The organism is [Clostridium] colinum (assembly GCF_940677205.1).
Classification (GTDB): Bacteria; Bacillota; Clostridia; order Lachnospirales; family CAG-274; genus Tyzzerella; species Tyzzerella colina.
This window is the reverse complement of the sequence record NZ_OW712331.1, coordinates 464,584-480,232: the sequence shown is the minus strand read 5'-3', so window position 1 is coordinate 480,232 and position 15,649 is coordinate 464,584. Positions and strand designations below refer to the sequence as shown.

The window sequence follows — 15,649 nt, the reverse complement described above, 5'->3', positions numbered from 1 at the left end:
TTAACCTAATAATTGATTAATAGATTGTGGTGCTTGGTTAGCTTGTGCAAGCATAGCAGTAGCTGCTTGTTGCAATACGTTAGCAGATGTTAAGTTCATCATCTCTTTAGCCATATCTGTATCTTCTATACGAGATTTAGCTGCAGATAAATTTTCACTAGATACATTTAAGTTATTTACTGTATATTCAAGTCTATTTTGAGTAGCACCAAGATTTGCCCTTTGAGTTGCAACTTTACCAAGAGCTGAATCCAACTCATCTAATTTACTAGAGTATAATTTCGCTGCACTACCTTTAGTAGCTATAGATGCAAAACTAGTTTTAAAGTTTTCTAAACCGATTCCTTTCATATCCATTGATTCAATTTTAACTCTAAGTGCTTGAGATTTATTAGCACCTATTTGGAAAACTAAACCACTTTTAGATTGAGATCCGTCTGTAAGCTTTTTACTATTAAATTCTGTTCTTTTAGCAATACTATCAACTTCTTCAGCTAATTGTGTAATTTCTGCACTAATTTTTTGTCTATCTTCTTGAGTATTAGTATCATTAGCCGCTTGTACAGTAAGCTCTCTCATTCTTTGTACCATATTTGTTACTTCTGTAAGAGAACCTTCTGCTGTTTGAATTAAGCTTGTAGCATCCTCAGAGTTTTTAGCAGCCATATCAAGACCTCTAATTTGAGCTTTCATTTTATCAGAGATAGCTAAACCTGCTGCATCATCTGCTGCAGAGTTGATTTTTTTACCAGATGATAATCTTTGACTAGCTTTTGATTGTCTATTACCAACCATTGCTAAGTTTCTGTGAGAGTTTAACGCTCTAATATTTGTATTAATAACTGTATTCATTGCCATAATAATTTTCCTCCTTGAATAACAATATTTTAATATTGTTTTTATAAATTTTTAATCTTCCTTGATTTTTATTATAATTTTTAATTATAATTTGAAAATGATATGTATAATTGGCCAATTATTTATCTTTCAAGTTATATATCGTCACTTTTTTTATATACTTAACCCCTTTTTTAAAAATTTTTTAAAATTTTTATTTTTTATTTTAAAAATTATAATAATATCGCAATTTAATCCTATTAATACTATATTTAAATAAAATATAACTTTTGTATAATATATATCATTATATATTCAAATTATTTTAACAATTTTTATCTTGTCGCATTTTTTCAAACCATTCTGCTGTTTTAGGGTCTAAATTATCAAAAAGCATGTTGTTTTTTATAGGCTTTATTTCTTCTATCTTCCTAGATACTTTTTTTGCCATATATCTTATATCTTGTCTAAGCTCTGTTGCCGACACTCTTATAGCACCTGAGCCTAATATAATAATTTGCTCTAGCCTATCTGATGTAGCTACTTTTACTATACAGTCCTTTACTAATTCTTTTGTTATACGTTCTATATAGTTATCTGCTGTTTCTGCCTCTTTTGTATAAACAATGTATGTTTTACCTATTTTTTCTATGCTACCTCTATTGCCCTTTACCATATGGGCATCAAAAACAATAATAAGCTCTATCCCTTTAGCCCCTTGATAATTAGATAAAATAGATATAAGCTTATCTCTAGCATCTTCTAAAGAATGCTCACACATTTTTTTTAAGTCTTCCCACGCAAAAATAATATTATAGCCGTCTACAAGCAAATATTCCTTTTTCATTGGCTATCTATCCTTTTTATAAAAATTTTCTTTGTCTTACAACCTCATACATTAAAAGCCCCGCCGCAACAGATGCATTTAAAGACTCTATGTTACCATACATAGGTATTTTTACAGAATAATCACAAGTTTCTTTAACAAGGCGAGATACCCCGTCACCTTCGTTACCTATAACTATACCTATAGCTCCTTTTAAATCTGCCTTAAAGCATTCTGTACCTTTCATATCGGCACAAGCTATCCAAAGCCCTTGTTTTTTAAGTTTTTCTATTTCTTTAGATATATTATTTACTCTAGCTACTGGTACATATTCTAAAGCACCTGCCGATGTTTTGCTAACAATAGCCGTAAGAGATACTGCCCTTCTTTTTGGTATAATAACACCGTGAGCTCCTGCCGCATCTGCCGTTCTTATTATAGCACCCAAATTATGTGGGTCTGTTATTTCATCTAATATTATAACAAAAGGGTCTTCTCCACGTTTTTTTGCATTTTCTAATATATCTTCTACCTCGCAATATTCGTGTGCCGGACAAAGTGCTATTATGCCTTGAGGATTATTTGTTCTTTTCATTTGTTCCATTCTAAGTTTATCTATTTCTTGTACAATTATTCCTCGCTCTAAGGCTTTAGCAACTATTACTTTTAATGTACCATCTATCTCGCCTTTTTTTACAAATATTTTATCTATAGTTTTGTTATGGTTTAAAGCCTCCAAAACGCTATTTCTACCCTCTAGCTGAAACCCGTCTTCTTCAAAATCATCTTTACGAAATGTTTTTTTAGTGTTTGGTTTCGAGCCTTTTTTCATATTTTTATTTTTGTTATTTTTCTTTTGCTTTTTCATTTTATATACTCCTAATCATTTACTATTTTTAAACATATATTAAAAAGCTCATTTATACGCTCTGTCTCCCCTTTTAAATGGAGATAACCAAAAAGTGCTTCTAAGCCCGTTGCATTCTTATAATCTATCATTGTAGCATTTTTTGCTTTTGTATTTGTATGAGCATTTCTTCCTCTTTTTAATATAGCTTTTTCTTCTTCTGTTACTATGTCAATAAGTCCTTTATACATTTTAGACTGGCTAGTAGCATTAACTAAAGCTTTAGATTTTTGGTGCAACTTATTAGCTGGCATATTAGCCTGTTTTAAAAGATATGTTCTTACACAAAAATCAAATATACAATCACCCATATAAGCAAGCGCAAGCGGAGAATATTGTTTTATATCTATTGTTTTATCTTCCATTATTGTCTGCTCCATAAAACACCTTTTGATGTATCTTTTAAAATAATACCTTTTTCTTTTAAGCTATCTCTTATTTCATCTGCTAGCTTATAATCTTTATTATTTTTAGCTTCTTGCCTTTTTGCTATAAGCTCTTCTATTTGCTTTTCATCTATATCTAAACTATCTTGTTCTAATGTATAAATAATACCTAAAACATTACAAAGTGTTAATATTTCATTTAATAATGATTGTAAAAATTCTTTAGAAGACTTATCTGATACAACAGAATTTATAAGCCTTACCACTTCAAATATACAAGTAATTGCATTTGCTGTGTTAAAATCATTGTCCATTTCTTCTTCAAAAGTATTTTTATATTTATTTATATTTTGTAACGTATCAAGATTTTTTTCTTCTTCTGTTATATTTTCTATTGTGGCATTATTTATAAGATGATTAAGATTGTTTATACAGTTTTTTATTCTGTCTAAACTTTTTTTGCTAGCTTCCATAGCCTCTCTACTAAAATTTATAGGTGCTCTATAATGTCCACATAAGATAAAAAATCTTATAACATCATAAGCCACCTCTTTTGATATATCTCTAACAGTAAAGAAATTTCCCTTAGATTTACTCATTTTTTCATTATCTATGTTTATAAATCCATTATGTAACCAATACTTAGCAAAAGGTTTATGATTACAACATTCGCTTTGAGCTATTTCATTTTCGTGATGTGGAAAAATTAAATCTTCTCCACCAGCGTGTATATCTATTTCTTCACCTAAATATTTTTTAGCCATAACAGAACATTCTATATGCCAACCAGGACGCCCCTCTCCCCAAGGAGATTTCCATGCTACTTCACAATCTTTTTTAGGCTTCCAAAGTACAAAATCTGTTTCATTTTTTTTAGCCTCATCTAGCTTTATCCTAGACCCAATTTCTAGTTCATCTAACTTTTTGCCCGATAATTTGCCATATTCTTTAAAAGTTTTTGTATCAAAAAATACTGTACCATCTACTTCATAAGCATTTTTTTGTTCTATTAAAGTTTCTATCATTTCAATTATTTCTTTTATTTCTTGCGTAACTCGTGGAGCATATGTTGGCTCTTTTACATTTAATGCTTTAGCATCTTTTAGTGCTTCTTCTATATATCTATTAGATATAACTTCTGTATCAACACCTTCTTCATTTGCTCTATTTATAATTTTGTCATCTACATCTGTAAAATTTTGAACATAAGTTACATCATATCCCTTATACTCTAAGTATCTTCTTATTGTATCAAAAACAACATAAGGTCTAGCATTTCCTATATGTATAAAATCATATACAGTAGGCCCACAAACATACATTTTAACTTTATTTTTTTCTATAGGTATAAACTCTTCTTTTTGTCTAGTTAAAGTGTTATATAATTTCATATCTTCCTCCTATTTTATTTTTATTATTATATTTATTACTTACTATTTTTTTATAAGGCAAACTGCACTAGCACTTATTCCTTCCAAAGCACCTGTAAATCCAAGTCCTTCTTCTGTTGTTGCCTTAACGTTTATTTTATTTTTATCTATATTAAGACACATAGCTATGTTTTCTTCCATTTTATCTATATAAGGACGCATTTTTGGAGCTTGAGCTACAATTGTAGAATCTATATTTATTATTTCATATCCATCATCTTTTAAAATATTATATACCTTTTTTAAAAGCTCTAAGCTACAAATGTTTTTAAAACTATCATCATTGTCTGGAAAAAGCTTTCCTATATCACCCTTTTTAGTAGCACCAAGCAAACTATCCATAATAGCGTGTACCAATACATCTGCATCAGAATGTCCTAATAGACCCTTTTCATAAGGTATTAAAACTCCACCTATTATAAGGTTTCTATCAGGTACAAGCCTATGCACGTCATATCCATTTCCTATCCTTATATCCATAACTACACCTCCTTTTGTTTTATATAAATTATACATTAAATTAACACAGTTTTCAATGTAAAATATAATGTTTTAAAAATTGTTTAATATTTTATATTACGTAATTAAAAAATTTGTAATACTTTAAAAATTAATGTTATTAACATACAAATTACTACACCAATTATTGTAGGTATAATAAAAGAAAGAACAGTCCATTTTATACTTTTTGTTTCTTTATTAATTGTAAGACAAGTAGTAGAACAAGGCCAATGGAATATACAAAATACCGCAGTGCAAATAGCTGTGTTTAAGCTCCACCCGTTTAATAATAAAAGTTCTTTTAATTTATATATATTATCTATTTCTATAAGAGTATTACTTCCCATATATGCCATTATTATAATAGGAAAGACTATCTCATTAGCTGGAAACCCTAATATAAAAGCAATTAATATTACACCATCTAATCCCATAAGACTAGCAAAAGGGTTTAAAAAATCTGTTATATAAACTAAAAGTGTTTTATCTAGTATAGTTACATTCGCCATAATCCATATTATAAATCCAGCTGGTATAGCAACAATAATAGCCCTACCTAAAACAAATAATGTTCTATCAAATATAGACCTTATTATAGTTTTAAAAATTTGTGGTTTTCTATATGGCGGTAACTCTAATGTAAAATTTGCAGATGTTCCTTTTAATATAGTTTTAGATAAAATATTAGATACTAAAAAAGTCATAGCTATACCTAATAGTATTATAAGTATCAAAAATAATACAGATAAAAAAGAGTTATAAACTCCTACAACACCACCTATAAAAAACATAGATATAATCGATATTAAAGTTGGAAAACGTCCATTACAAGGTACAAAGTTATTAGTTATAATAGCTATTAGCCTTTCTCTTTCACTATCTATTATCCTACAACCTGTTATTGCACAAGCATTACACCCAAACCCCATACACATAGTTAATGCTTGTTTTCCACAAGTATTACATTTTTTAAACAATTTATCCATATTAAAAGCAATTCTTGGTAAATATCCTAAATCTTCTAATATAGTAAATAAAGGAAAAAATATAGCCATAGGTGGTAACATAACAGATATAACCCATGTTACAACTTTATATACTCCGTCTATAAGCATACTTACAAGAAAATTTGGAAAATGAATATATTCTAAAGCATATTTAAGATTATCTTCAATAGAAAAAAACATATTTGATAATAAACTAGATGGATAGTTTGCACCAACAATAGTTATCCAAAATATTAAACCTAATAAAATTAACATTACTGGTATACCAATTTTTTTACTTGTTAGATATTTATCAACATTTATATTTTTTTTATAATAATCTTTATTTTCAAATGTTACTGTTTGTTTTATTATTTTTTCACAATGATTATATATTTCTTTTGTTATACTATCTGTAATATTTATATTATTTTTTTCAACATATTCTTTACAGTCATTTAAAGATTTTAAAATATTTTTATCTTCTAATAAATTAAAACCTATATATTCACTTATATTTTTTATTAATTTTTCATCATTTTCTAATAACTTTAAACAAATAAACCTTTTATCTAGTTTTTTTGTATTAATGTTATTTAAGCTTTCTTGTAAAATATTAATAATATTTTCTATATGTTCATTATATTTTACAAAATATATATCATTATTATTAGTCTCTTCTATCTTTTCTAAAAGTTCATCTATACCTTGATTTTTTCTAGCACTTACACCTACTACTGGTATTCCTAATATCTTACTTAATTTCTTTATACCTATATTTATATGTTTTTTTTTGGCCTCATCTAAAAGATTTATACACAATATTACATTTTTTCTTGCCTCTATTGTTTGTAAAACGAGAGATAAATTTCTTTCTAATGCAGTTGCATCACAAACAATTATTATTTTATACGTATCTTTAAAACAAATAAAATCTCTCGCTACTTCTTCATCTGCTTGTGTCAACATATAACTAAAATTTATAACTAAAACTAAATAATTAAGTTATATAATTACAAAATACTAAATTTTAAAGCTACTTAAAGCCTACAAAAATAGTAACTTATTGTAATAATTTTATTATAATAAAAGGTTGTAGACTTTTCTACAACCTAATTAAATTAATATTATATTTGTATATTTTTATTTTTTATTCTTTTGGATAAATCTAAAATATTATTATAAATTTTATCTATTATTTTAATAAACTCTATGTCATCTTTACCTGTTGGGTCATCTAAACCCCAATCTTCTCTATGTTTACAAGGCAAATGTGGACAATTTACATTACACCCCATAGTTATAACTATATCAACCTCTGGTATATCTTCTAAAATTTTTGAATATTGTGTTTTTTCCATATCTATATTATATTTATCTTTCATAAGACGAACTGCATCTTGATTTATTTGTGGCTTTGTTTCTGTACCTGCCGAATAACTTTCAAAAGTATCTGATGCTAAATATTTTCCTAATGCTTCTGCAATTTGACTACGACAAGAATTGTGAACACACACAAATGCTACTTTTAGTTTATTATTTTTCATATTTTTATCTCTTTTCTTTAATAATTTCTTTTACTTCTTCAACTGTTAAAACTCTTCCATAAGAAACTACTTTTCCATCTAATACTAACGCTGGTGTAGACATAACTCCATAGCTAGAAATTTGAACAAAATCTTTAATAGCCTCTATGTCTAAATTTAATCCTAATTCATCTAATGCTAATTTAACATTATTTTTTAGCTCATTACATTTTGCACACCCTGTTCCTAAAACTTTTATACCTTCTTCATTTTTTTAATTTCAGTATTTTTCATTGCTTCCATTGTACAATTATCTCCACAAGAACAAGATTTTTTTCTTTTAAATAAATTCATCAAAAATTCCTCCTTTTATTTTAAATAAAATTATTTATATTAAAAATGAATGAAATATATTAAATAAATACCCTACTAAAATAATACCAAAAGTACAAATTCCAATAAATAACCATAATAATTTTGGTTTTATTGCTTTTTTAAGCATAATCATAGATGGTAAACTTAATGTTGTAACTGCCATCATAAAAGCAAGTATTGTACCAAGCTCTGCACCTTTAGAAAGTAATGCCTCTGCTACTGGTATTGTTCCAAAAATATCTGCATACATAGGAATACCTACCAATGTTGCTAATATAACTCCTAATGGATTGTTACTACCTAAAATTGTTTCTATCCAATGTTCTGGTATCCAATTATGAATTAATGCTCCAATACCAACACCAACTAAAATATAAGGAAATACTTTTTTAAATGTTTCAGTTACTTGTTCTTTTGCAAATTTAATTCTATCAATTTTAGTTAATACAGGTGATTCTATATCTACGCTACTAGCAGTTTTTATAAATTCTTCTACATATTTTTCCATATGCAATTTTTCAATTAATATACCACCTAATATTGCTATTATTAATCCTATTAATACATATGCAACTGCTACTTTACTACCAAAAATACTCATTAATAAAACTAAGCTACCTAAATCTACCATAGGTGAAGATATTAAAAATGAAAATGTTACACCTAATGGAAGACCAGCACTTGTAAAACCTATAAAAAGTGGTATTGATGAACAAGAGCAAAATGGTGTAACAGTTCCTAATAAAGCTGAAACAATATTCGCGCTTATTCCATTAAAACGCCCCAATATTTTTTTACTTCTTTCTGGTGGAAAGTAACTTTGAATATAAGATATAAAAAATATTAAAAAACATAACAAAACAGTTATTTTTATTATATCATAAATAAAAAAATGAATACTTGCTCCTATTTTACTTTGAATGTCTATACCTAACATAGAAATTACTCTACCAATAAGATTATTTAACCAATTCATACCAAGTATTTCATCTTGAATAAATAAAAATAATTGTTTAATAAACTCCAACTTAAACTCCTCCTTATATTACAACCTATTTTTCATATCAAAAAAAATTGATATATAATTTCTTATAAAAGTCATCTTTAAGATGACTAATTTTTAATATACTCTATTCATTTGATGTAGTTATATCTAATAATCTTTTTAAAGCATAGTTACTACCTAATTTACTTAGTTTATAGTGTGTCCATTTACCTTCTTGTCTACTTTCTACAATACCAGATTCACATAAAATTTTCATGTGATATGATAATGCTGACTGTCCTATATTCATTTCATCTATAAGCATACAAGCACATTTTTCTCCACTTCTTAAAAGTTCTAAAATAGCAAGCCTTTTTTCATCACAAAATGCTTTAAATATAATTGCATCTTCTGTATACTTTTCAAATATATCACTCACCTCAAATCAACTTTTTTTGATATATAGATAATAACATATTATATCTGCTCTGTCAATTTTTATATAAAATTTCTTATAATTTATAATATCCCTATTAAATATAAATACGTCTTATTATATATGTTTCCTCCTTAGACTGACTTATTAAGGAATAAGTCCCTGGTATATCTATTATTGTATATTCTTCATTATTGTATTTAAAATATCCTTTTGAGTTTATAACTGTTTTTCCTGCCCAATTACCTGTATGTTGTTTCATACCAGTTAATTTGTTAAATACAGTTGTTTTTCCAACATTAGGATTTCCTGCAAGAGTTAATATTTTATTTTCTTTCATTATTTATACCCTTTCTACTAATATATTTTTTGTTATTTCTTCTCTAAGTGCTATCATTGTACCTTTTACAAAATAAGCCGTAGGTTCATTAAAAGGACTTTTTAATACACATTTTATAAGACTTCCCTCTATAAAGCCTAATTCTTGTAACCTTCTTTTTATATTTTTATCTAATAAAATTTTTTTGATATAACAACTATCCCCAATATCTAAGCTATTTAACATTATTTTATTCATATCAATTCTCCTATTTAATATATTTAGTTTAAGGAAACTTTTATATATTATATTAAAAAATTTTTAAACTGTTACAAATAAAGGAGATGATTTTATATTTAAGACTCAAAAAGCATATGATTTAGAAAGAAATAATGTTATAACTTTTGCTATGGAAGATTATATAGAAATGATATACAGAACAAATAAAGAATATGTTAAAATAACTGAACTTGCTAGCTTATTAAATATTAAAGCTTCATCTGTTTCTAAAATGATAGAAAAACTAAAAGTTTTAAATTTAGTAGAAAAAGAAAAATATGGTCTTATTTATTTAACAAAAGAAGGTAAAGAACTTGGTTGTTATCTTTTAAAAAGACATAATATATTATGTAATTTTTTTATAATATAAATAAAAAAGATAACTTATATTTAGTTGAACAAATAGAACATTTTTTTGATAAAGAAACAATAATCAATATAGAAAATTTTTTAAAAAATATGGAGGAAAACAATGTTTAAACAAAAAAAAATAATAATTAATGTTACATTATTTTTAGTATTATTATTTAACCTTATCTTATCTTTTTCATATCTTTATAATAATACTACCCCTTGCTATAATAATGTTGATAATGATACTGCTATTAAATTACCCATCATAATGTATCACCACATATTAGAAAATGAAAAAAGATTAAATGATTTTACAATTAGCCCACAACAATTTGAAAAAGACATTATTTATATAAAAGAAAAAGGATATGAAACAATAAGTGTTAAACAACTTTTAGACTATGTATATAACAATAAACCTTTACCAGAAAAACCTATTATGATTACTTTTGATGATGGTCATGAGAGTTTCTATGAATATATATATCCTTTATTAAAAGAATATGATTTAAAAGCAGTTTTATCTATTGTAGGGTCTTTTACAGATACTTTTAGTAAAAATGAAGACCATAACATAAACTATTCTTATTTAACTTGGAAACAAATAAACGAGCTTTCAGATAGTGGATATGTAGAAATAGGTAATCATACATATGACTTACATAGTACAGATAAAGGACGTGAAGGTTGTAAAAAAAAATCTTTAGAAAGCTTTGAAGAATACAAAAGTTTCTTATCTAAAGATGTATTAAAATTACAAGATGAAATATTAAATTATACTGGATATAACTCAAATATATTTACATATCCTTTTGGTAAATATAGTAAAGAAACTAAAGAAATAATAAAAGAGCTAGGATTTTCTGTTATTTTTAATTGTGCTCAAGTTGTAAATTTAGTAGATAAAAATAACCCCGATTTTCTTTATAATTTAGGAAGATTTAACCGCCCTAATGGTATAAGCACTGAACAGTTTTTTAAAGATATATTAAAATAAATAAAAAAGGTGTTAAAATTAACACCTTTGAGGTTGTCGACAAAGTCGACAACCTTTCAAAAAAATAACAAGATTATTTTTTTGAAATACTGTATGAAAAAAAGCTGATTTATTCGCACAAGGGCTAAAGCCCCTATAAATCTAGCTTTTTACACAATACGAGGCAAAGCCTCATATTGTGATTAGAATTTTTATGCAAAGCATAAAAATAAAAAAATTACTCATAAAATATTTTATCTACAGTCTGAATTATTAAAATTAACACCTTTTTATTCTATAAATTTTCACCATTTGAAGCTATAACATTTTTATACCATTCAAAAGATTTTTTCTTTTTCCTTTTTATAGTTCCATTTCCTTCATTATCTTTATCTACATATACAAATCCATATCTTTTTTTCATTTCACCTGTTGAAGCACTTACAAGGTCTATCCAACCCCAAGGTGTATAACCAATAAGCTCTACACCATCTTCATTAACAGCCTTTATCATTTCTTTAATATGTTCTCTTAGATACTCTATTCTATAGTCATCATCTATATTTCCATTTTCATTAATAGTATCAATTGCTCCAATACCATTTTCTACTATAAATAATGGTTTTTGATATCTATCATAAAGTGTATTCATTGTTATTCTAAGTCCAAGAGGGTCTATTTGCCAACCCCATTCACTAGCTTTAAGATGTGGATTTTTTAAAGATTTAAAAATATTACCACTTGTTTGTTCATTATTGTCTGGATTTGCACTTGTTACTCTTGAAGAATAATAACTAAAACTTATAAAATCTACTGTATTTTCTTTCAATATTTTTTCATCTTCTAGCTCCATATCTAGTTTTATGCCTTTTTTCTCAAACATTTTTTTAGCATAATTAGGATATTCTCCTCTAGATTGTACATCTACAAAGAAATAGTTATCTCTATCTTTTTCAATAGAATTCCATACATCTTCTGGTTTACAAGAATAAGGATAAAACTGTCCTGCTGCAAGCATACATCCTATTTTAAAATCTGGATTTATTTGATGAGCAATTTTAGTTGCTCTAGCAGATGCTACAAGCTCATTATGAGCTACTTGATATTTTATTTGCTCTTCATTTTCTCCTTCTTTAAACATTATACCAGCACCCATAAAAGGTAAATGTAAAAGCATATTTATTTCATTAAATGTTATCCAATATTTAACTTTATCTTTAAATCTATTAAATATAGTCTCACAATATTTAACATATAAATCAATTGTTTTACGGCTTCTCCAAGACCCATATTTTTCAACAAGATTTAATGGTATGTCAAAATGGCATATTGTTACTACTGGCTCAATATTATATTTTATAAGTTCATCTATAATATTTTCATAAAACTTAAGCCCTTCTTCATTATGTTCTCCTTCACCAGTTGGAAATATTCTTGACCAAGCAAATGAAAATCTATAACATTTAAATCCCATTTCAGCCATTAAAGCTATATCTTCTTTCCAATTTTCATACATATTGATAGCCTCTCTAGCCGGAAAATAACTATCTTTTGGCAAATCTTTATAATCTAATTTGCCACGCATAACATTTAGCCTATTTTCACCCCAAGGTATAACATCAACAATAGCTAATCCTTTTCCGCCTTTTCCAAATCCTCCTTCACATTGATTAGCCGCTGTAGCGCCTCCCCATAAAAATCCATCATATATTTTACTCATAATACTTCCTCCTTTTATTTTATAACTTTTATAAAACTATCTCCTACATTTATATTATCATTTGTTGTAACGATAACATCTCCAAAATCATAAGAGTTATTAATAATTACTGGTGTAATTATATCATAACCTTCACTTTTTATTTTTTCAATATCTGCTTCTACAAGTAATGTACCAGCTTTAACTTTATCTCCAACTTTTGCATATGCTTTAAAATGCTTTCCACCTAATTTAACTGTATCAAGCCCAATATGTATAAGTATTTCTACGCCATCATCTGTTTTTATACCTATTGCGTGTAACGTATCAAATATAGCTTCAACAGTGGCATCTACTGGTGAATAAATTTTTCCATCTTCTAAAATTATAGCTCCACCTTTTCCCATTATTTCTTGTGAAAATGCTTCATCATTAACTTGACTTAAAGGTACTGCCTTACCTTTTGCTGGTGATAAAATTAAATTGCTATTATTAACTATATTATCTGTTTTTATAGTTATATTACTTTGTTCTTTTATATTTTCTTCTTTAATTTTTTCTGTTTCTTCAATAGGGTCTTTATATAATATATATGATATTATAAATGAAACTACAAATCCTATTGTTGCACCAATACAAGCTAAATAAAAATCTCTTAAACTATCTCCACCTATATATCCTGGTAAAGTTAAAAGCCCTGGTGAACCACCAACATAGTTTTTTACACCATTTATACCATTAAAAAATCCACCACAAGCTCCACCTATCATAGCAGCATATAAAGGAGTTTTAAAACGTAAATTTACACCATATAAAGCTGGTTCTGTTATACCACATACACCAGTTATCCCTGATGATAATGCTATTTGTTTTATTTCTGAATTTTTAGTTTTTAAAGCAACGGCTAAAGATGCAGCCCCTTGTCCTATATTAGAAGGGTTATTAGATGGGTTTAATATTGTGTCATACCCTAAAGTTACTCTATTATTTATTGCCATAGGTATAATAGCATAATGAGTTCCTGTCATTACAAGAAGTGGGAATATTCCTCCAAGTATTGTTGGTACAAGCCAACTACAATATTGTTCTAGTGTTAAAATTGACTTAGCTATTATTTCACTTATTATATAACCAATAGGTGCTAATACAGTAAGACTTAATATACTTGTAACTAAAATAGTTATAAGTGGCTTAGTAAAAAATTTTACTGTATGATGTGAAATTTTATCTGCAAAAGGTTCTATATAAGACATAACCCAAACTGTCAATATAATAGGTATAACTGATGATGCATAACCAGCTGCATAAACTGGAATACCAAATAAAGCAATGCCTTCTCCTGTTTCTTTAACTGTATTTACCATATTTACAAATGTTGGATGTAATAATACTCCTCCCAAAAACATTGCAAGATATGGATTACATTTAAACTTTTTAGCTGCCGAATTAGCAAGAAATATAGGTAAAAAATAAAATCCTGCATCTGATATAAATTCCAAAATCTTATAAGTTTCAGATGTATTATCTAAAAGTTTAAAAGTTACTAAAAGAGTTATAACAACTTTAACCATACCGGCTGCTGTAACAGCTGGTAATATAGGTGTAAATATACCTGTTAATGTATCTACAAATTTAGATAATATACTTTGTTTTTTCTTTTCTTCATTACCATTATTTTCAGATATATTACACATTTCTATTAAAGGTTTATAAACATTAGCAACATCACTACCTATAATAACTTGATATTGTCCACCACTTTTTACAACACCCATAACTCCTCTAGTGTCTTTAAGTATATCTGTATTTGCTTTATTTTCATCTTTTAAATTAAATCTAAGTCTTGTTGCACAATGAACAAGTCCTGTTACATTTTTTTCTCCTCCAACATTTTTAAGGATTGTTTCGGCCAATTTTTTATAATCCATACAAATTCCTCCTTTACATAGTAATTATTCTTCTAATATGAACTGTTATATAAACTAATTCATCTTCTGTAAGGTCATATCCGTATTCACTTTTAATATACTTTCTTATTTTTAGTGCACATTGATACTCATTTTTATATTGCTCTTTTAAAACAAGTAAAAAGCTTTTATCGTCATCATCAATTTCTACACCACTAAATACTCGTTGTACAAAAAATTTAAGATGTGTTATAAACCTTTCATAATGTAAAGAATTTTCATCAAGCTCTACTTTAAAATGATATTTAACAATATTTAAAATATTTTGAATAACTTTTGTCATTTCTGTTGTTTCTCCAACACTAGACGAAGACATTAAAGCACTTACTATATGAAGAGTTATAAATCCTGCCTCATCTTCTGGCAATTCTATATTTAGGTGCTTTTTTATTATAGATAAAGCCTCTTTTCCTATTAAAAATTCATGGTTATAAAACCTTTTTATTTCCCATAAAAGAGCATTCTTTATATATATTCCTTTATTAAAACGTTCAACCGCAAAGCTTATATGGTCTGTAAGTGTTATATATATATTATCATTTAGCTTTTTCCCTAAAGATACTTTTGCATAACTTACAATTTCATTAGCAGCTTGTATATATTCTAATGGTAATTTTTCTAATAAACTTATTAGCTTATTTGATGTTTCTTTGTCTTTTGATATATATATCTTTTCTATTTTATCTTCGTCGATATCATCACCTTCAGATTTTTTAAATCCAAGTCCACAGCCCATAACTAAAATTTCTTGATTATTTTCATTAAACGACTTTACAAGATTGTTATTAATAACTTTTTTTACTTTCATATAGATTCACCTCATTAAGATTTGTAGGTATAAAAAAAGACTATACCTAACC

The 15,649-nt window shown here is 26.8% G+C and carries 15 protein-coding genes and 3 pseudogenes; 2 read left to right on the top strand and 16 right to left on the bottom strand.

Annotated features, from left to right (window positions below; genetic code table 11):
• From NBW53_RS02400 to NBW53_RS02340, 13 genes and pseudogenes are all read right to left on the bottom strand, one after another.
• On the bottom strand, positions 1 to 858 hold the full coding sequence (locus tag NBW53_RS02400) for a flagellin N-terminal helical domain-containing protein (protein WP_284345826.1): 858 nt from the start codon (positions 856 to 858) through the stop codon (positions 1 to 3).
• 304 nt (positions 859 to 1,162) lie between these two features.
• On the bottom strand, positions 1,163 to 1,684 hold the full coding sequence (locus tag NBW53_RS02395; RefSeq protein WP_250278528.1) for an NYN domain-containing protein: 522 nt from the start codon (positions 1,682 to 1,684) through the stop codon (positions 1,163 to 1,165).
• Between the two features lie 16 nt (positions 1,685 to 1,700).
• The gene (gene rlmB, locus NBW53_RS02390) at positions 1,701 to 2,495 is read right to left on the bottom strand and encodes a 23S rRNA (guanosine(2251)-2'-O)-methyltransferase RlmB (RefSeq protein WP_334302893.1); all 795 of its coding nucleotides are present in this window, start codon (positions 2,493 to 2,495) and stop codon (positions 1,701 to 1,703) included.
• A gap of 47 nt (positions 2,496 to 2,542) precedes the next feature.
• Positions 2,543 to 2,935 (bottom strand): Mini-ribonuclease 3, encoded by a 393-nt coding sequence (locus NBW53_RS02385; RefSeq protein ID WP_250278526.1) that lies wholly within the window; start codon positions 2,933 to 2,935, stop codon positions 2,543 to 2,545.
• On the bottom strand, positions 2,935 to 4,347 hold the full coding sequence (gene cysS, locus NBW53_RS02380; RefSeq protein WP_250278525.1) for a cysteine--tRNA ligase: 1,413 nt from the start codon (positions 4,345 to 4,347) through the stop codon (positions 2,935 to 2,937). Before cysS ends, NBW53_RS02385 begins: the two co-directional genes overlap by 1 nt.
• A 45-nt stretch (positions 4,348 to 4,392) precedes the next feature.
• Positions 4,393 to 4,860 (bottom strand): annotated as a pseudogene (gene ispF, locus NBW53_RS02375) (2-C-methyl-D-erythritol 2,4-cyclodiphosphate synthase); the annotation flags it as partial.
• 110 nt (positions 4,861 to 4,970) lie between these two features.
• Positions 4,971 to 6,842, bottom strand: coding sequence for a ferrous iron transporter B (feoB, locus tag NBW53_RS02370; protein WP_250278524.1), 1,872 nt, complete (start codon positions 6,840 to 6,842; stop codon positions 4,971 to 4,973).
• A gap of 158 nt (positions 6,843 to 7,000) precedes the next feature.
• Entirely contained in the window at positions 7,001 to 7,420 is a 420-nt protein-coding gene (locus tag NBW53_RS02365; protein ID WP_250278523.1) for an arsenate reductase ArsC, read from the bottom strand.
• Positions 7,421 to 7,424: 4 nt separating this feature from the next.
• Positions 7,425 to 7,753: pseudogene (locus NBW53_RS02360) on the bottom strand (thioredoxin family protein).
• 34 nt (positions 7,754 to 7,787) lie between these two features.
• Positions 7,788 to 8,750, bottom strand: a complete 963-nt coding sequence (locus NBW53_RS02355) for a permease (RefSeq protein ID WP_408647044.1) — start codon at positions 8,748 to 8,750, stop codon at positions 7,788 to 7,790.
• 154 nt (positions 8,751 to 8,904) lie between these two features.
• Positions 8,905 to 9,189 carry an ArsR/SmtB family transcription factor gene (locus tag NBW53_RS02350; RefSeq protein ID WP_250278991.1) on the bottom strand — a complete coding sequence of 95 codons (285 nt, stop codon included), beginning with the start codon at positions 9,187 to 9,189 and terminating at the stop codon, positions 8,905 to 8,907.
• A gap of 133 nt (positions 9,190 to 9,322) precedes the next feature.
• Positions 9,323 to 9,535 (bottom strand): annotated as a pseudogene (locus NBW53_RS02345) (FeoB small GTPase domain-containing protein); the annotation flags it as partial.
• Positions 9,536 to 9,538: 3 nt separating this feature from the next.
• On the bottom strand, positions 9,539 to 9,772 hold the full coding sequence (locus NBW53_RS02340; protein ID WP_250278520.1) for a FeoA family protein: 234 nt from the start codon (positions 9,770 to 9,772) through the stop codon (positions 9,539 to 9,541).
• 151 nt (positions 9,773 to 9,923) lie between these two features.
• Here NBW53_RS02340 and NBW53_RS02335 point away from each other — a divergent pair, with 151 nt between their 5' ends.
• Positions 9,924 to 10,163 carry a metal-dependent transcriptional regulator gene (locus NBW53_RS02335; protein WP_250278519.1) on the top strand — a complete coding sequence of 80 codons (240 nt, stop codon included), beginning with the start codon at positions 9,924 to 9,926 and terminating at the stop codon, positions 10,161 to 10,163.
• Between the two features lie 102 nt (positions 10,164 to 10,265).
• Positions 10,266 to 11,144: a polysaccharide deacetylase family protein gene (locus NBW53_RS02330; RefSeq protein WP_250278518.1), complete on the top strand. Its 879-nt coding sequence runs from the start codon at positions 10,266 to 10,268 to the stop codon at positions 11,142 to 11,144.
• A gap of 274 nt (positions 11,145 to 11,418) precedes the next feature.
• Here the strand turns inward: NBW53_RS02330 and NBW53_RS02325 are convergent, their stop codons facing one another.
• Genes NBW53_RS02325 through licT form a run of 3 tightly spaced genes read right to left on the bottom strand, consistent with a single transcriptional unit; the run spans position 11,419 to position 15,597 of the window.
• Positions 11,419 to 12,843, bottom strand: a complete 1,425-nt coding sequence (locus tag NBW53_RS02325; RefSeq protein ID WP_250278517.1) for a 6-phospho-beta-glucosidase — start codon at positions 12,841 to 12,843, stop codon at positions 11,419 to 11,421.
• Between the two features lie 14 nt (positions 12,844 to 12,857).
• On the bottom strand, positions 12,858 to 14,750 hold the full coding sequence (locus NBW53_RS02320; protein WP_250278516.1) for a beta-glucoside-specific PTS transporter subunit IIABC: 1,893 nt from the start codon (positions 14,748 to 14,750) through the stop codon (positions 12,858 to 12,860).
• Between the two features lie 13 nt (positions 14,751 to 14,763).
• Positions 14,764 to 15,597, bottom strand: coding sequence for a BglG family transcription antiterminator LicT (licT, locus tag NBW53_RS02315; RefSeq protein WP_250278515.1), 834 nt, complete (start codon positions 15,595 to 15,597; stop codon positions 14,764 to 14,766).
• Positions 15,598 to 15,649: the final 52 nt, after the last annotated feature.